Source organism: Streptomyces sp. NPDC029674, assembly GCF_044903205.1.
Lineage (GTDB): Bacteria > Actinomycetota > Actinomycetes > Streptomycetales > Streptomycetaceae > Streptomyces.
In genome coordinates this window covers 33,177-50,628 of the sequence record NZ_JBJDPY010000027.1, presented here as the reverse complement: position 1 = coordinate 50,628, position 17,452 = coordinate 33,177, and the positions used below count along the sequence as shown (strand labels likewise).

At 70.2% G+C, this 17,452-nt stretch carries 15 protein-coding genes; 10 read left to right on the top strand and 5 right to left on the bottom strand.

Going from position 1 to position 17,452, the window contains the following annotated elements:
* From ACI2L3_RS37475 to pssA, 9 genes are all read left to right on the top strand, one after another.
* A complete protein-coding gene (locus tag ACI2L3_RS37475) occupies positions 1 to 1,782 on the top strand; it encodes a 3-hydroxyacyl-CoA dehydrogenase family protein (protein WP_404756924.1) in 1,782 nt (593 codons plus the stop codon).
* A 133-nt stretch (positions 1,783 to 1,915) separates the two neighbouring features.
* Entirely contained in the window at positions 1,916 to 2,722 is an 807-nt protein-coding gene (locus ACI2L3_RS37470) for a TetR family transcriptional regulator (protein ID WP_404756923.1), read from the top strand.
* A gap of 394 nt (positions 2,723 to 3,116) precedes the next feature.
* A complete protein-coding gene (gene ccrA, locus ACI2L3_RS37465; protein WP_404756922.1) occupies positions 3,117 to 4,478 on the top strand; it encodes a crotonyl-CoA carboxylase/reductase in 1,362 nt (453 codons plus the stop codon).
* Positions 4,479 to 4,500: 22 nt separating this feature from the next.
* The gene (locus ACI2L3_RS37460; protein ID WP_404756921.1) at positions 4,501 to 6,528 is read left to right on the top strand and encodes a methylmalonyl-CoA mutase family protein; all 2,028 of its coding nucleotides are present in this window, start codon (positions 4,501 to 4,503) and stop codon (positions 6,526 to 6,528) included.
* Positions 6,525 to 7,499, top strand: coding sequence for an HpcH/HpaI aldolase/citrate lyase family protein (locus tag ACI2L3_RS37455; protein ID WP_404756920.1), 975 nt, complete (start codon positions 6,525 to 6,527; stop codon positions 7,497 to 7,499). Before ACI2L3_RS37460 ends, ACI2L3_RS37455 begins: the two co-directional genes overlap by 4 nt.
* A 6-nt stretch (positions 7,500 to 7,505) precedes the next feature.
* Entirely contained in the window at positions 7,506 to 8,030 is a 525-nt protein-coding gene (locus ACI2L3_RS37450; protein WP_404756919.1) for a MaoC family dehydratase, read from the top strand.
* Between the two features lie 4 nt (positions 8,031 to 8,034).
* Positions 8,035 to 9,240, top strand: a complete 1,206-nt coding sequence (locus ACI2L3_RS37445; protein WP_404756918.1) for an acyl-CoA dehydrogenase family protein — start codon at positions 8,035 to 8,037, stop codon at positions 9,238 to 9,240.
* A 170-nt stretch (positions 9,241 to 9,410) separates the two neighbouring features.
* Positions 9,411 to 10,067: a phosphatidylserine decarboxylase gene (locus tag ACI2L3_RS37440; protein ID WP_356267127.1), complete on the top strand. Its 657-nt coding sequence runs from the start codon at positions 9,411 to 9,413 to the stop codon at positions 10,065 to 10,067.
* Entirely contained in the window at positions 10,054 to 10,908 is an 855-nt protein-coding gene (pssA, locus tag ACI2L3_RS37435; RefSeq protein WP_362997565.1) for a CDP-diacylglycerol--serine O-phosphatidyltransferase, read from the top strand. The genes ACI2L3_RS37440 and pssA overlap by 14 nt, the downstream gene beginning before the upstream one ends.
* Positions 10,909 to 10,975: 67 nt before the next feature.
* Here the strand turns inward: pssA and ACI2L3_RS37430 are convergent, their stop codons facing one another.
* The 5 genes from ACI2L3_RS37430 to ACI2L3_RS37410 are packed head-to-tail and all read right to left on the bottom strand — an operon-like array spanning position 10,976 to position 15,899.
* Positions 10,976 to 12,253: an ABC transporter substrate-binding protein gene (locus ACI2L3_RS37430; RefSeq protein WP_404756917.1), complete on the bottom strand. Its 1,278-nt coding sequence runs from the start codon at positions 12,251 to 12,253 to the stop codon at positions 10,976 to 10,978.
* Positions 12,250 to 13,374: a branched-chain amino acid ABC transporter permease gene (locus ACI2L3_RS37425; RefSeq protein WP_404756916.1), complete on the bottom strand. Its 1,125-nt coding sequence runs from the start codon at positions 13,372 to 13,374 to the stop codon at positions 12,250 to 12,252. Before ACI2L3_RS37425 ends, ACI2L3_RS37430 begins: the two co-directional genes overlap by 4 nt.
* On the bottom strand, positions 13,367 to 14,257 hold the full coding sequence (locus ACI2L3_RS37420; RefSeq protein WP_404756915.1) for a branched-chain amino acid ABC transporter permease: 891 nt from the start codon (positions 14,255 to 14,257) through the stop codon (positions 13,367 to 13,369). The genes ACI2L3_RS37425 and ACI2L3_RS37420 overlap by 8 nt, the downstream gene beginning before the upstream one ends.
* Positions 14,254 to 15,060: an ABC transporter ATP-binding protein gene (locus ACI2L3_RS37415; RefSeq protein ID WP_404756914.1), complete on the bottom strand. Its 807-nt coding sequence runs from the start codon at positions 15,058 to 15,060 to the stop codon at positions 14,254 to 14,256. Before ACI2L3_RS37415 ends, ACI2L3_RS37420 begins: the two co-directional genes overlap by 4 nt.
* The gene (locus ACI2L3_RS37410; RefSeq protein WP_404756959.1) at positions 15,057 to 15,899 is read right to left on the bottom strand and encodes an ABC transporter ATP-binding protein; all 843 of its coding nucleotides are present in this window, start codon (positions 15,897 to 15,899) and stop codon (positions 15,057 to 15,059) included. Before ACI2L3_RS37410 ends, ACI2L3_RS37415 begins: the two co-directional genes overlap by 4 nt.
* A gap of 241 nt (positions 15,900 to 16,140) precedes the next feature.
* Between ACI2L3_RS37410 and ACI2L3_RS37405 the strand changes: the two genes are divergently transcribed.
* Positions 16,141 to 17,373: a PucR family transcriptional regulator gene (locus ACI2L3_RS37405; protein ID WP_404756913.1), complete on the top strand. Its 1,233-nt coding sequence runs from the start codon at positions 16,141 to 16,143 to the stop codon at positions 17,371 to 17,373.
* The last annotated feature ends 79 nt before the right edge of the window (positions 17,374 to 17,452 follow it).

Sequence of the window (17,452 nt, the reverse complement as noted above, 5' to 3'; positions counted from 1 at the left end):
ATGGACGCTCCCTTGAACACCGTCGCCGTCATCGGTCTCGGCACGATGGGCACCGGCATCACCGAGGTCCTGGCCCGGGCGGGCCGCGAGGTCATCGGCATCGACATCAGCCAGGCGGCGGCCACCCGGGCCGTCGAGTCACTGGAGGCCTCGACGGCGCGCGCCGTGCACCGGGGGCGCCTCACCGAGGAAGAGCGCCGCGGCGTCCTCTCCCGCTTCCGCACCTTCACCGACCTGCGGGCCGCCGCCGACGCGGATCTGGTCATCGAGGTCGTCCCGGAGTCGTACGAGATCAAGCAGCAGGTCTTCCGCGAGCTCGACGCCGTCGTGCGTCCGGAGACGATCGTCGCGACCGGCACCAACGCGCTGTCCGTGACCCGCCTGGCCGCCGAATCGGCGTGCCCCGAGCGGGTGTTGGGGCTGCACTTCTTCAACCCGGCGCCCGCGATGAAGCTCGTCGAGGTCGTCTCGTCCGTGCTGACCTCGCCCGCCGCCGTCACCGCGGTCACCGAGCTGGCGTACGCGCTGGGCAAGGAGCCCGTGGCGGTCGGCGACCGGCCCGGTTTCGTCGCCGACGGGCTGCTCTTCGGCTACCTCAACCAGGCCGCCGCGATGTACGAGTCGAAGTACGCCTCCCGCGAGGACATCGACGCCGCGATGCGGCTCGGCTGCGGCCTGCCGATGGGGCCGCTCGCGCTGCTCGACCTGATCGGCGTGGACACCGCGCGCACGGTCCTGGACGCCATGTACGCCGAGTCGCAGGACCGCCTGCACGCCCCCGCGCCGATCCTGAAGCAGCTCAGCGAGGCGGGGCTGACCGGGCGCAAGGCGGGCCGCGGCTTCTACACGTACGCCGGGCCGGGCAGCGACGAGGTGGTGCGTGACGCGCTGACCCCGTCGGAGAGCGAGGAGCGGGCGCGGGGGCGCGAGGTCCGCTCGGTCGGTGTCGCGGGTTCCGGGACGATGGCGTCCGGCATCGCGGAGGTCTTCGCCAAGGCCGGTTTCGACGTGGTGCTCGCCGCGCGCACGGACGAGAAGGCCGAGGCCGCCAAGTCGCGTATCGGCAAGTCCCTTTCGCGCTCCGTCGACAAGGGCAGGATGACGGCCGAGGCCGCCGCGCAGGCGCTGGAGCGGATCACGCCCGCCGGGTCGTACGAGGCGTTCGCCGACGTCGACCTGGCCCTGGAGGCCGTCGCCGAGGACCTGGACATCAAGCGGCAGCTCTTCGCGACGCTCGACAAGGTGTGCAAGCCGGGCGCGATCCTGGCCACCACGACGTCGTCGCTGCCGGTCGTCGCCTGCGCCCGCGCCACCTCGCGGCCGCACGACGTGGTCGGCATGCACTTCTTCAACCCGGCGCCGGCGATGAAGCTGGTCGAGGTGGTCCGCACGGTGGTGACCGCGGACGACGTGTGCGCCACGGTCCGCGAGGTCTGCGCCAGGATCCGCAAGCACCCGGTGGACTGCGGGGACCGGGCGGGCTTCATCGTGAACGCGCTGCTGTTCCCGTACCTCAACAACGCGATCAAGATGGTCGAGGAGCACTACGCCTCGCTGGACGACATCGACGCCGCGATGAAGCTGGGCGGCGGCTACCCCATGGGCCCCTTCGAGCTCCTGGACGTCGTGGGCCTGGACGTCTCGCTGGCCATCGAGAAGGTCCTGCACCACGAGTTCCGCGACCCGGGGCTCGCCCCGGCGCCGCTGCTCGAGCACCTGGTGGCCGCGGGCTGCCTCGGCCGCAAGACGGGTCGTGGCTTCCGCGAATATGCCCGGCGCTGAGCCGGCGGCGGGCCGTCCGGGCGAACGGACGGACTGGGGCGGGCTGCTCGAACCCTCGGGCAGCCCCGTCCCCCAGGAGCGCGGCCTCGTCCCTCAGGAGCACTGCGGCGCGCATATGCAGTACGTTCGTGGCATGTCCAAGGCCGCCAAGTCCTCACGCAACACCAGCCCCGACGCTCCCGAGAGCGCCGCGGGCAACCGTGCCGCCGCCCAGCGGCTCAAGATGCGCAGGGAGCTGGCGGCCGCGGCCATGGAGCTCTTCGCGTCCAAGGGGTACGAGGCGACGACGGTCGACGAGATCGCCGCGCAGGCCGGAGTCGCCCGCCGGACCTTCTTCCGGCACTTCCGCTCCAAGGAAGAGGCGATCTTCCCTGACCACGACGACACCCTGATCCGCGCGGAGGCGGTGCTGAACGCGGCGCCGCCGCACGAGCACCCGCTGGACACGGTGTGCCGGGGTATCAAGGAAGTCATGAAGATGTACGCGGCGTCGCCCGCGGTCTCCGTGGAGCGTTACCGCCTCACCCGTGAGGTGCCCACGCTGCGGGAGCGCGAGATCGCCTCGGTGGCCCGTTACGAGCGGCTCTTCACGCGCTATCTCCTGGGCCACTTCGACGAGCACGCGCACCACGACGGCAACGACGACCCGCTGCTCGCCGAGGTCGCCGCCTCCGCGGTGGTCACCGCCCACAACCACGTGCTGCGGCGCTGGCTGCGGGCCGGCGGCCAGGGCGACGTGGAGACGCAGCTGGACCACGCCTTCGCGATCGTCCGCCGCACCTTCGGCACGGGGATCGGCGCGGGCCGCGACACCCTGCCCGCCCCGTCCCCCGCGACGGCGTCCGCGCAGGGTGAGGTCCTGGTCACGGTGGCACGCACGGACGCGCCGCTGGACGAGGTCATGCGCACCATCGAGAAGGCGCTGCGCGAGCGTTCGTAGGCACCGTTTGAGCTATTTCGTCCTGGGCTTTTGAGGGGGCGCTACCGGTCGGTAGCGCCCCCTTCGCCATGCCGCCACCCCCTCTGACCTGCACTGATCGATCATCGGTCAAAAAGTTCTGGCACCCAGTGTCTTGCCGACTGGCACGCGGTGCCATACGTTGATGTTGTCCGGGCGGCCGGCGTGCAGAGATCATCCGTACGTCGGCTGTCCCCTCAGGCCACGGTCTGTGCGCCCGGGCGCCTGCGTCACAGGCACCTCCCACGCCTCACCAAGGCGTCGCCGAGCACCACCCCTTCGCCGAACCGACGGCACACCCTCCACCGCAACTTCAGCACCCGACGCAATCCTCAAGAGCGTTCCCCTCAGACGCTTCTTCGCCGGAGGCAAAACCGTGAAGGAAATCCTGGACGCGATTCAGGCCCAGACCGCGACCGCGAGCGGCACCGCCGCGGTCACGTCCGCCGACTTCGCCGCTCTCCCCCTGCCCGACTCGTACCGCGCGATCACCGTGCACAAGGACGAGACGGAGATGTTCGCGGGCCTCGAGACCCGCGACAAGGACCCTCGCAAGTCGCTCCATCTGGACGACGTGCCGATCCCCGAACTCGGCCCCGGTGAGGCCCTGGTGGCCGTCATGGCCTCCTCGGTCAACTACAACTCCGTGTGGACCTCGATCTTCGAACCGGTGTCCACCTTCAACTTCCTGGAGCGGTACGGCAGGCTCAGCGAGCTCACCAAGCGCCACGACCTGCCGTACCACATCATCGGCTCCGACCTGGCGGGCGTCGTGCTGCGCACCGGCCCCGGCGTGAACGCCTGGAACCCGGGCGACGAGGTCGTCGCGCACTGCCTCAGTGTCGAGCTGGAGTCCTCCGACGGGCACAACGACACGATGCTCGACCCCGAGCAGCGCATCTGGGGCTTCGAGACCAACTTCGGCGGCCTCGCCGAGATCGCGCTCGTCAAGTCCAACCAGCTGATGCCGAAGCCCGGCCACCTCAGCTGGGAGGAGGCCGCCTCGCCCGGCCTGGTGAACTCCACCGCCTACCGCCAGCTGGTGTCCCGCAACGGCGCCGGCATGAAGCAGGGCGACAACGTCCTGATCTGGGGCGCGAGCGGCGGACTCGGGTCGTACGCCACGCAGTTCGCGCTCGCCGGCGGCGCCAACCCGATCTGCGTCGTCTCCAGCCCCCAGAAGGCGGAGATCTGCCGCGCCATGGGCGCCGACGCGATCATCGACCGCAACGCCGAGGGCTACAAGTTCTGGAAGGACGAGCGCACCCAGGACCCGAAGGAGTGGAAGCGCTTCGGCAAGCGCATCCGCGAGCTCACCGGCGGGGAGGACATCGACATCGTCTTCGAACACCCCGGCCGCGAGACCTTCGGCGCCAGCGTCTACGTCACCCGCAAGGGCGGCACCATCACCACCTGCGCCTCGACCTCGGGCTACATGCACGAGTACGACAACCGCTACCTGTGGATGTCCCTGAAGCGCATCATCGGCTCGCACTTCGCCAACTACCGCGAGGCGTGGGAGGCCAACCGCCTGATCTCCAAGGGCAAGATCCACCCGACGCTCTCCAGGACGTACCGCCTGGAGGACACCGGCCAGGCCGCCTACGACGTCCACCGCAACCTCCACCAGGGCAAGGTCGGCGTCCTCGCCCTCGCGCCCGAGGAGGGCCTGGGCGTGCGCGACCCGGAGCTGCGGGCGAAGCACATCGACGCGATCAACCGTTTCCGCAACGTCTGAACGCACTGAGGAGCAGCGGAACATGACAGAGCGCCAGAAGGACCGGCCGTGGCTCATGCGGACGTACGCCGGTCACTCCACGGCGGAAGCGTCCAACGAGTTGTACCGCCGCAACCTCGCCAAGGGGCAGACGGGTCTCTCGGTCGCCTTCGACCTGCCCACGCAGACGGGCTACGACCCCGACCACATCCTCGCCCGCGGCGAGGTCGGCCGGGTCGGCGTGCCGGTCTCGCACCTCGGTGACATGCGGCGGCTGTTCCAGGACATTCCCCTGGAGCAGATGAACACCTCGATGACGATCAATGCCACCGCCATGTGGCTCCTGGCGCTCTACCAGGTGGTCGCGGAGGAGCAGGGTGCGGACATCACCCAGCTCCAGGGGACGACGCAGAACGACATCGTCAAGGAGTACCTCTCGCGCGGGACGCACGTCTTCCCGCCGGTTCCCTCGCTGCGTCTGACCACCGACATGATCACGTACACGGTGGCCCACATCCCCAAGTGGAACCCCATCAACATCTGCAGCTACCACCTCCAGGAGGCGGGGGCCACACCGGTCCAGGAGATCGCGTACGCGATGTCCACCGCCATCGCGGTTCTCGATGCCGTACGCGACTCGGGGCAGGTTCCCGAGGAGAAGTTCGGGGACGTCGTGGCCCGCATCTCCTTCTTCGTGAACGCGGGTGTCCGCTTCATCGAGGAGATGTGCAAGATGCGGGCGTTCGGGCGGATCTGGGATCAGGTCACGCGCGAGCGTTACGGCATCGAGAACCCGAAACACCGCCGGTTCCGCTACGGCGTGCAGGTCAACTCCCTGGGCCTGACCGAGGCCCAGCCGGAGAACAACGTCCAGCGCATCGTCCTGGAGATGCTGGCCGTGACGCTGTCGAAGGACGCACGCGCGCGTGCCGTGCAGCTGCCCGCCTGGAACGAGGCCCTTGGCCTGCCCCGGCCCTGGGACCAGCAGTGGTCGCTGCGCATCCAGCAGGTCCTCGCGCACGAGAGCGACCTCCTGGAGTACGAGGACATCTTCGAGGGCTCGCACGTCATCGAGGCCAAGGTCGCCTCGCTCGTCGACGAGTCCCTCGCCGAGATGGACCGCATCGAGAAGATGGGCGGCGCGATGGCCGCCGTCGAGTCCGGCTACCTCAAGTCGCAGCTCGTCTCCTCGCACGCCGAGCGCAGGGCCCGCATCGAGTCGGGCCAGGAGAAGATCGTCGGCGTGAACTCGTACGAGTCCACGGAGCCGAGCCCCCTCACCTCGGACCTGGACGCGGCGATCATGACGGTCGACCCGGCGGTCGAGGCGCGCGTCGTGAGCGCCCTGAAGCACTGGCGGGACACCCGCTACCAGCCGCCGTTCAACCACCCGCGCCCCTGCAAGGCCCTCCAGCGGCTCAAGGAGGTGGCCGCCGGGACGGGCAACCTGATGGAGGCCACCCTGGAGTGCGCACGCGCCGGTGTGACGACCGGGGAATGGGCGGGGGCCCTGCGGGAGGTCTTCGGGGAGTTCCGGGCCCCTACGGGCGTCTCCAGCGCTCCGGTGGCCGTCACGGCGGAGGAGGGCACGCCGCTCGCCCTCGTCCGCGAGAAGGTCGCGCGGACGGCCGAGGACCTCGGCGGCGGCCGGCTCCGCTTCCTCGTCGGCAAGCCCGGCCTCGACGGGCACTCCAACGGCGCCGAGCAGATCGCGGTCCGCGCGCGGGACGCCGGCTTCGAAGTGGTCTACCAGGGCATCCGCCTCACGCCCGAGCAGATCGTCGACGCGGCCCTCGCCGAGGACGTGCACGCGGTCGGACTCTCGATCCTCTCCGGCTCGCACGCGGAGCTCGTGCCGGACGTCCTCGTGCGGCTCCGTGAGGCCGGCGCCCCCGACATCCCCGTCATCGCCGGCGGCATCATCCCCAACAGCGACGCCGAGGACCTGAAGGCGGCGGGTGTGGCCGCCGTCTTCACCCCCAAGGACTTCGGCATCACCGAGATCATCGGCCGTATCGTCGACGAGATCCGGAAAGCGAACCACCTCGACCCTCTGGAGGTCCCCGCATGACCGCGCCCACCGCGCCCATCAACCGCCTGCGCCCGCGCCGCTCCTGTCTCGCGGTGCCGGGAAGCAACCCCCGCTTCCTGGAGAAGGCCCAGGGCCTCCCCGCCGACCAGGTCTTCCTCGACCTGGAGGACGCCTGCGCGCCGCTCGCCAAGCCGGAGGCCCGGCACACCATCGTGAAGTTCCTCAACGAGGGCGACTGGACGGGCAAGACGCGGGTCGTGCGCGTCAACGACTGGACGACCGAGTGGACGTACCGCGATGTCGTCACGGTCGTCGAGGGCGCGGGCCAGAACCTCGACTGCATCATGCTGCCGAAGGTGCAGACGGCCGACCAGATCGTCGCGCTCGACCTGCTCCTCACCCAGATCGAGAAGACGATGGGCTTCGAGGTCGGCAAGATCGGCATCGAGGCGCAGATCGAGAACGCGCAGGGCCTCAACAACGTCAACGCGATCGCCGAGGCCTCCCAGCGCGTCGAGACCATCATCTTCGGCCCGGCCGACTTCATGGCATCGATCAACATGAAGTCCCTGGTCGTGGGCGAGCAGCCGCCCGGCTACCCGGCGGACGCCTACCACTTCATCCTGATGAAGATCCTGATGGCCGCCCGCGCCAACAACCTCCAGGCCATCGACGGCCCCTACCTCCAGATCAAGAACGTCGACGGCTACCGCGAGGTCGCGAACCGCGCCGCCGCGCTCGGCTTCGACGGCAAGTGGGTCCTGCACCCGGGCCAGGTGGAGGCCGCCAACGAGGTCTTCTCGCCCTCCCAGGAGGACTTCGACCACGCCGAGCTGATCCTGGACGCGTACGAGTACTACACGTCCGAGGCGGGCGGCAAGAAGGGCTCGGCGATGCTCGGCGACGAGATGATCGACGAGGCGAGCCGGAAGATGGCGCTCGTCATCTCCGGGAAGGGCCGTGCGGCCGGGATGACCCGCACGTCCAAGTTCGAGGCCCCGGAGGCGTAGGACATCATGCAGTTCGGCCGCACCTACGAAGAGTTCGAAGTCGGCGCCGTGTACAAGCACTGGCCCGGAAAGACGGTCACCGAGTACGACGACCACCTCTTCTGTCTGCTCACCATGAACCACCACCCCCTCCACATGGACGCGAACTATGCGGAGAAGACGACGGACTTCGGGAAGAACGTCGTCGTGGGCAACTACATCTACTCGCTGCTCCTCGGCATGTCCGTGCCGGACGTCTCCGGCAAGGCGATCGCCAACCTGGAGGTCGAGTCGCTGAAGCACGTGGCGCCGACCTTCCACGGCGACACCATCTACGGCGAGACGACGGTGCTCGACAAGACGCCCTCGAAGTCGAAGAGCGACCGCGGGATCGTGTACGTCGAGACCAAGGGCTACAAGCAGGACGGCACGCTCGTCTGCGTGTTCCGCCGCAAGGTGATGGTGCCCACCGAGACGTACATCAAGGAGCGCGGCGGGGAGCAGCCCGGCCGCCCGGAGCTGAACGCCCCTTCAAAGAGCACGGAGAAGTGACGCCATGAGCCGACTCGCGCAGACCGCCGGTCTCACCGACATCCAGCGGGAGATCCTGTCCACCGTCCGGGACTTCGTCGACAAGGAGATCATTCCTGTCGCGACCCAGCTCGAGCACCGCGACGAGTATCCGCAGCAGATCGTCGACGGCCTCAAGGAGTTGGGGCTCTTCGGGCTCATGATCCCGGAGGAGTACGGCGGCCTGGGCGAGTCGCTGCTCACGTACGCGCTGTGCGTCGAGGAGATCGCGCGCGGCTGGATGTCGGTCTCCGGCATCATCAACACCCACTTCATCGTCGCCTACATGCTCAAGCAGCACGGCACGCAGGAGCAGAAGGACACCTTCCTGCCGCGCATGGCGGCCGGCGAGGTGCGGGGCGCGTTCTCCATGTCGGAGCCGGGGCTCGGCTCCGATGTGTCGGCCATCACGTCGAAGGGCGTGAAGGACGGCGACGAGTATGTCCTCAACGGCCAGAAGATGTGGTTGACGAACGGCGGCACGTCCACTTTGGTGGCCGTCCTGTGCCGGAGTGACGAAGGACACCCCGAGGGTACGGCGCCCCACAAGTCGATGACCACGTTCCTTGTCGAGAAGGAGCCCGGTTTCGGCGAGGTCCGCCCGGGCCTCACCATCCCCGGCAAGATCGACAAGATGGGTTACAAGGGCGTCGACACGACCGAACTCATCATGGACGACCTGCGAATTCCGGCCAATCGCGTGCTGGGCGGGGTCACGGGTCGAGGGTTTTACCAAATGATGGACGGTGTCGAGGTCGGCCGCGTCAATGTCGCGGCGCGTGGCTGCGGCGTCGCTCAGCGTGCATTCGAGCTCGGCGTCTCGTATGCCCAGCAACGTCACACTTTCGGCAAGGCGATCGCCCAGCACCAGGCGATTCAGTTCAAGCTGGCCGAGATGGCTACCAAGGTCGAGGCCGCCCATGCGATGATGGTGAACGCAGCGCGTAAAAAGGACTCCGGGGAACGAAACGACCTCGAAGCAGGGATGGCGAAGTACCTCGCCTCCGAGTACTGCAAAGAAGTCGTGGAGGACGCGTTCCGGATTCACGGTGGCTACGGCTTCTCGAAGGAGTACGAGATCGAGCGTCTCTACCGCGAGGCTCCGATGCTGCTCATCGGTGAAGGTACCGCCGAGATCCAGAAAATGATCATTGGCCGACGGCTACTCGAAGAGTATCGATTCCAGGGCTAGATGCCCGGTTTGGGCCACTTTCGCCGAGAAGAAGATCACACCCTGTCAGCACTCTTCGGCCGCGGACTCGGCTTCCTGGCTTGCCCAGTTGTGGCTCGCAACCGATAACATCCGGAAAAAGCCGCCGTCCCCCGTTCACTGCGCGGCATCATCCGCTACGAAGGTCATCCATGCCCCACAGCCAAACCTCTGCACCACGCGACGGCATTCTCCAGGGACGCCTTGCTCGCGGAGCATCGCCGTGGCTCCTGCCGACCGTCGCAACCGCCGCACTCAGCCTCGTCCGCGCGCGCCGCTCCAAGGGCGCCGCGGCCGTCGCCGTACCCGCCACCGCGCTCGCGGCGGGCATGCTGTGGTTCTTCCGCGACCCCGAGCGTGAGATCGCTCAGGGCCGGGTCATCTCCCCCGCCGACGGCGTGGTGCAGAGCATCATGCCGTGGAAGGACGGGCGGACCCGCGTCGCCATCTTCATGAGCCCCCTGAACGTCCACGTCAACCGCGCGCCCCTGGCGGGCACGGTGACGTCCGTGGAGCACATCCCCGGCGGGTTCGTCCCGGCGTTCAACAAGGAGAGCGAGAACAACGAGCGCGTTGTCTGGCACTTCGACACCGAGCTCGGCGACATCGAGATGATCCAGATCGCGGGCGCGGTCGCGCGGCGCATCGTGCCGTACGTGCCGCAGGGGTCGAAGGTGGAGCAGGGCGAGCGGATCGGCCTGATCCGCTTCGGCTCGCGCGTCGACATCTACCTCCCCGAGGGTGTCGAGGTGGACGTCGAGGTCGGTCAGAAGACCGTGGCTGGGGTGACTCGCATTGACCGTGGTTGATCCTGAAACACAAGCGGGCTGGGTGCCCGAGGCGGTGCAGGACGAGGCGGACGAGGAGATGCCCCTCTCACTGCGCCTCTCGATAGCGGACACCCTCACGCTCGGCAACGCCACGTGCGGGTTCATGGCGGTGTACTTCACCACCACCGGCATCCTCATCCCGTACGTGCAGGGCAGCACCGAGAGCGGCATGGCGCGGCACTCCGCCGCGACCGCCGTGATCCTGATGCTCTGCGCGGCCGTCTTCGACCTCTTCGACGGGCTCGTGGCGCGAAAGCTGCGGTCCTCGCCGATGGGCGCGGAGCTGGACAACCTGTCGGACCTGATCAGCTTCGGTCTGGCGCCGGCGTACTTCGTCCTCGTCTACGGCATGGTCGCCGACGACGCCCACCAGCGGGTGGCGGCCGTCGGCGCGATCGTCGTGCTGTTGGCGGTGGTGCTGCGGCTTGCGCGGTTCTCGTGCGTGACCGTGAAGGACGGCACCTTCCAGGGCATGCCGTCGCCCTTCGGAGCGCTCACGGTCGTCTCGATCGTGCTCCTGGAGCTGCCCTTCGTGGCGACGCTCCTCGCGATCATCGGCACGGCCTGGCTCATGGTCAGCCGGGTCGAGTACCCGAAGCCGCGGGGCCCCCTCGCGGTGGCCATGCTCTCGTGGATCGTCGCGGCCATGGGGCTCCTCGCGGCCTGGGCGTTCGACGCGCCGGGCGGCCAGCTGCTCCTGCAGACCGGCTGTGCTCTGCAGCTCGTCCTCGGGGCTGTGATTCCGCTCTTCGCCACGGCTCGGAGGGTGAACAACTTCCGGGGCAACCGGCGTGAGGCGCGGGCCGCGCAGCTGCCGTAACGCTTGTACGTAGCCCAGGGGGCCTGAACCGGACGGTTCAGGCCCCCTTTGCTTGCCGTGGAGATCCTCAGCCCCCGGCGGTGTAGCTCTCCGCCGCCTTGGCCGCGCCCGGCTGGCGCACCACCTTCATGCCGCCCGTCGCCTTCTTGTCCGGCTGGAGGATGACGCTCTCCTTGGAAGAGGGTGCCTTCGGGTCGGTGAAGTTCTGGGTGACGCCGAAGCCGGAGTCGAAGTTGTCCAGCGTGAGGAGGGCCTTGTCCACGCCCTCGCGCGTGAGGTCCTTGTCCCCGCACGCCTTCTTCAGGGCCTCGCCGAAGACCGACGCGGCCGTCCAGCCCGCGACGACGCCGTTGTCCAGGGAGTCCTTGGGATGGGCCTTCTTGTAGTCGGCGACGAGCTTCTTCGCCGCCGATGTGTCCGCGCCGATGGGCAGGGTGGGCGAGGCCACGTAGTAGTTCTTCATGAGGGCCGGGCCCGACTGGGTGGCGAGGAGCTGCGGGGCGAACGCCGAGTTGTTGCCGATGACGGGGACGTCGAAGCGGCCCGCCGCCGCGACGCCGACCAGCGAGGCGGCCTGGCGGGGCCCCGCGCTGATGACGACGCCCTTGACGCCCGCCTTCTTCAGGGCGGAGACCTGGGCCGTCATGTCGTTGTCCGTCGGCTTGATCTTCTGCTCGACGACGGTGAGGCCCGCGTCCTCCGCCATGTGCTTCGAGCCCTTGAGGGCGCTCTCTCCGTAGTCGCCCTCGAAGTAGACGTGGCCCAGCTTGTCGCCCTTCTTGAGGCCCTTCTCCTTCATCAGGAAGTCGATGGCGTTGATCGTCTCCAGGTCGTACGTGGAGCCGATCACGCGCACGTAGGGGCTGCCGAGCAGGTTCGCCGACCAGGCCTGCGGCAGCACAAGGGCTTTGCTGCCGTCGATGCGCTGCTTGACGGCGGCGACGAACGGGGAGCCGATGAACTGGGCGAAGCCGAGGACCTTCGGCTCCAGCTCGGTATAGGCGGCGACGGCCTTCTGCGGGTCGTAGCCGTGGTCGCGGACGGTCAGCTTCAGCTTGCGGCCGCAGATGCCGCCGTCCGCGTTGGCCTGGTCGACGTAGAGCTGCTGGGCCTGCGTGACGCTCTTGCCGAGGGTGGCGTAGACGCCGGTCATGTCGGTGAGCACGCCGAGGTTGATGGTCTCGCTCGTCACGCCGTCGCCGGTCTTCACCCCTCCCGCGCTCTCGTCACTCTCTCCGTCGTCCTTCGCCTTTGAACTGCACGCGGTCAGCGCGAGCAGCGCGGCGACCGCTGTGGCGGCCGCTGTGGCCCTGGTCAGTGTCCTTGGTGCCTTGAGTGTCTTCATGCTTCCTCCCCTGGAGTGCCTGGTCTTGGCTTGCTGCGCCGGGCGGCGATCCTCACCAGGCCGCCGGGCAGGAAGAGCACCACCGCAACGACGGCGGCGCCGTACAGATATCGGGACGCCTCACCCGGTGAGATCCCGCCGGTGCCGGGCGCCGAGACGAGGGGCAGCGCGTCGCTGTAGCGGGTGAGCAGCTGGGGCAGCAGGGAGACGAGTGCGGCGCCCGCCACCGCCCCCGCGACCGAGCCGAGGCCGCCGATGACGATCATCGCGAGGTACTCCAGGGAGAGCGTCATGCCGAAGTAGTCCGGCACGGTGCGCTGGAAGACCAGGGCGAGCAGCACCCCCGCGAGGCCCGCGTACATCGACGACAGGACGAAGACCCCGGCGCGGTAGCGGGCCACCGGCACGCCGATCACGCCCGCGGCGACGCGGTGGTCGCGGATCGCGTTCATGGCGCGTCCGGGGCGGCCGCGCAGCACGCCGCGGGCGAAGAGCCCGCAGCCGAGCAGCAGGACGAGTCCGGCGTACCAGAGCTTCTCGGCGGCGCCGAACGGCACGGCCGCGATCACGGCCTCGCTCTCGTCGAAGGTGATGCCGAAGAGGTTCAGGGGCGGCACGTCGCGTCCGTTGGAGCCGCCCGTGAGGTCGTGGGCGTTGAAGAGCACGTGCTGCCCGATGAAGATCAGCGCGAGGGTCGCGATGCCGAGGTAGGCGCCGCTGAGGCGGCCCGCGATGGGGCTGAAGAGGCCGCCGGCGAGCCCGGCGACGGCCACCGCGAGGGTCGCGGCGAGCCAGGTGGGCAGGCCGAGCCCGGTCAGTCCTTCGCCTCCGTCGCCGGCGAAGACGCAGTAGCCGTACGCCCCGATGGCGAGGAAGAAGGCGTGGCCCATGGAGAGCTGGCCCGTCGCGCCGGTGAGGAGGTTGATGCCGATGGCGCCGATGGCGGCGGCCATCGCGAAGAGGCCGGCCTGGAGCCAGAAGCGGTCCAGGTAGAACGGCACGGCGAGCAGGAGGACCGCGGCGGCGGCCCACACGTAGGTGCGGGGCTGTCGGAGCCGCGTACGGCGGACGGCGGGGGTGGAGGGAGCCGGGCGGGCGGCGGCCTCGGTGACCTCAGACACGGGCGAGCTCCTTCGTGCCGAACAGCCCGGCGGGTCGCATCAGCAGGATGACGGTCATGACGAGGTAGGGCGCCAGGTCGCCGAGGCCGCGGCCGAGGAAGCTGAGCTCGCTCTGGTAGCCGGTGGCGAGGGACTCCGTGACGCCGACGACGAGGCCTCCGACGAGGGCGCCCGTGGTGGAGTCGAGGCCGCCGAGGATCGCCGCGGGGAACGCCTTCAGTGCCGCGAGGGACGTGGCGCGTTCGAGGCCGGGCGTCGGGAAGACGGTGAGGAACAGCGCGGCCACGGCGGCGAGCGCGCCCGCCACCGCCCACGCCCCGAGCGACACCCTGCCGAGCCGTACGCCCATCAGGGCGGCGGTCTCCGGGCTCTCGGCGGCGGCCCGCATCGCCACGCCCCACGACGTGTAGCGGAAGGCGAGGAGGAAGACGGTGATGAGCAGCGCCGCGGCGACGAACGCCGCGATGCGGGTGTGCGCGAGGGAGATCGAGCCGACGGTCAGCACGTCGTCGCCCCACGGGTCGCCGAGCGGCAGGACGTCGGTGCCGAGGCGGCGGGTGAGTTCGGTGGTGAGCAGGATGTCGACGCCGATGGTGACGATGGCGAGGACGCTGTGGTCGGAGCCGCGGTAGCGGCGCATGACGAAGAACTCGACGGCCGCCCCGACCACCGCTGCGCCCGCGATGCCGACGAGCAGCGCCGCCCAGAAGCCGAGGTCGTCGTGGAGGGACGCGGTGACGTAGCCGCCCGCGAGGAGCAGCGAGGCGTGGGCGAAGTTCACCACCTCGGTGGCGCGGAAGATGACGACGAAGCCGAGGGCGATGAGGGCGTAGACGGAGCCCATCGAGACCCCGTTGAGGAGGAGTTCGGTGAAGGTGGTCACGGTCGCGTCTCCCCTTCACCGGTCCGGTCGCCCTCGCCGAGATAGGCGCGTACGACCGCTGGATCGTTCTGTACGTCGCCGGGGGCGCCGTCGGCTATCCGGCGCCCGAAGTCGAGTACGGTCACCGCGTCCGCGAGCCGCATCACCACCCCCATGTCGTGTTCCACCAGGACGATCGAGATGCCGAGGCTGTCGCGGACGCCCGCGATGACGGCCGCGGTGCGGCGCCGTTCGTCGGCGGTCATGCCGGCGACGGGCTCGTCGAGGAGCAGCAGCCGCGGCTCCATGCACAGGGCGCGGGCCAGCTCGGCGAGTTTCTGCTGTCCGTAGGGCAGGGCGCCCGCGGGCAGGTCGAGCTGGCGTTCGAGGCCGACGAACGCGGCGATCTCGCGGACGCGTTCGCGGTGCCTGCGTTCCTCGCGGGCGGCCGAGGGCAGCCGCAGTCCCGCGGCCACGAAGCCGGTGCGGGTCAGCCGGTGCCGGCCGAGCAGCAGGCTGTCGGCGACGGTGGCGCGCGGCGGCAGGGCCAGGTTCTGGAAGATGCGGGCGACGCCGAGCCCGGCGATCTGGTGCGGCCGCATGCCGGTGAGCTCGTGCTCCCCGAAGCGGACGCTGCCGCCGCTGGCGCGGTAGACGCCGGACAGGACGTTGAAGCAGGTCGACTTGCCCGCGCCGTTGGGTCCGATGACGGCGTGCACGGTGCCGGGGCGGACGGTGAAGCTGACGGCGTCGAGTGCGGTGAGGCCGGCGAAGCGGACGGTGACGTCCCGGACTTCCAGCGGCGGTACGGTCGTTCCGGTCACCGTTCGTCCTCCCAGCGCGGCAGGACCGGCAGCGCGCCCATGCCCTGTGAGGCGTCGGCCGCCGCGTCCTCGTCGACCACGCCCAGGTAGCGGCGGCGCACCTCGTCGGAGGCGGCGAGCTCGTCCGCGGGGCCCGCGAGGGCGACCTCGCCGACGTCCAGGACGTACGCCCTAGAGGCGAGCCGCAGCGCGAGGGCGGCGTTCTGCTCGACGAGGAGTACCGAGGTGCCCTGCGCGTTGATCTCCCGGATGGTGTCGGCGATGCGGGCGGCCATCAGCGGCGCGAGCCCCAGGGACGGCTCGTCCAGGAGGAGCAGGCGCGGGGACGCCATCAGCGCCCTGCCCACGGCGAGCATCTGCTGCTCGCCGCCGGAGAGGAGCCCGGCGCGCTGGGCGCCGCGCTCGGCGAGGACGGGGAAGAGGTCGTGGACGCGCCGCAGGGCGTCCGCCTTGGCGGCGCGGGAACCGGTGGAGCCGAGCGCGCCGGCCCGCAGGTTGTCGGTGACGGACATCCGGGCGAAGACCTGCCTCCCCTCGGGGACCTGGGAGATCCCGGCGGCCACCACCCGGTCCGGCGCGAGGCCGTCCACGCGCCGCCCGTCGAAGTGGATGTCTCCCGAGGTCAGCGCCCCGCCCTGGAAGGAGAGGGTGCGCGAGACGGCGCGCAGCAGCGTCGACTTGCCCGCGCCGTTGCCGCCGAGCACGGCGACGACGGCGCCCTCCGGCAGGTCGAGCGAGACGCGGCGCAGGGCCCGCACGGGGCCGTAACCCACCGACACGTCCCGCACGACGAGCCCCCCGCCGCGGGCACCGGGCCCGGACTTCCCGGCGCCCTTCAGATCGGATCCAGCCACGTATCGCCCTCTCGTCCCGCCCGGCCGTCCGCCGTCGCGTGGCGCTCACCCCAGCACCGCGGGAGCGGCCCGTCCACGGGCAGCGGACGAAACGCTGCGGGGGACCAGTGGCGGCGTCCCCCGGTTGTGCATCCGCACAACACCGCGTGTCAGGGGCCTGCCGGAGTGGCCCGGCGAGTGGCATCCTCCGGACGACGACGTCTTGGAGCGCGGCGACGGGGGAACGATGACCGGACCCACAAAGAGCGGACGCAGGCCTCGGACCGGACACGACTGGAAACTCCTCAAGGAGGCGTGCACGGCCCTCCTGCCACGCCTGCCCGAGCTGGTCGACGAACATCTGCGGCAGCTTGGTGAGCACTCGCCGGTGTACGGGAGCGTGCTGCCGTACGACGTGCAGTGGCGCGAGGCCGAGGAGGCCATGCGGATCGGCATCGAGGCGATCTCCGCCCCGCGGGCCTCGCCGCGCCGCGACCTGGAGTACGCGGAGGAGGCCGGGCGGCGCCGGGCCCAGCAGGGCCTGCCGCTGGACCTGGTCGTGCACTCGTACCGCAACGCGGGCTATCTGGTGTGGGACTCACTCCTGGAGGGGACGGCCGGCAAGGACCCGGAGAAGCTCGCGGTCCTGATGCGCTCGGCGACGATGGTGTGGTCGGCGGTGGACGCGCAGGCCGCGGTGGCGTCCGACGCGTACCGCGCGACGGAGCTGGAGCTGCGCCGGCGCACGGACGAGCAGTTGCAGGCGCTGCTCGACGCGCTCCTGGAGGGCCGTTCGGCGCCGGGGCTCGCGGCGCGCGCGGCGGCCGGGCTCGATCTGCCCGAGCACGGCCCGTACGCGGTGGTGGTGCTCCGCGTGGAGCGGCGGGACGGGCGCGAGGCGTTCCACCGGCAGATCCAGCGGGCCGGGTTCCGCTTCATCTGGCGGATGCGGACGGACTGCGAGGTCGGCGTGGTCGCGCTCGGCACGGCCGAGAACGGCGGCGAGGTGGGCGGCCTCGACGGGCTGGCCCGGCTGCTCGACGGGCGCTGCCCCGGCCCCGGCGGGATCAGCCCCGTGGTCGGCGGCCTGGCGGAGCTCGGCCGCGCCCGGCGGCTCGCCGAACTCGCGCTGCGCACCTGCCCGCCCGGCTCGACCGGCATCGTCCGCCTGGACCGCCGCATGCCGACGGCCCTCGTCGTGAGCCAGCCGGAGCTGGCGGGGCGCCTGGTGACGGACGTGCTCGGCGAGGTCCTCGCCCTAGAACCGGCCGACCGGGCGGTGCTCCTGGAGACGCTGGACGCGTGGCTGGACTGCGAGGGCTCGGCGGGCCGGGCCGCCGGCCGCCTCTACTGCCACCGCAACACGGTCTTCAACCGCCTGCGCCGCCTGGAACAGCTCACCTCGCGCTCGCTGGCGAGACCGCGGGACCTGGTCGAGGTGGCGCTGGCGGTGGAGGCGCACAGGCTGACACCCGGGTAGGGGGGCGCCCGCCCCCTCAGGGGCGCGGGGAACTGCGCGAGCAACCCAACACAACCCGCACCCCGCAAAGGCCCCGAAC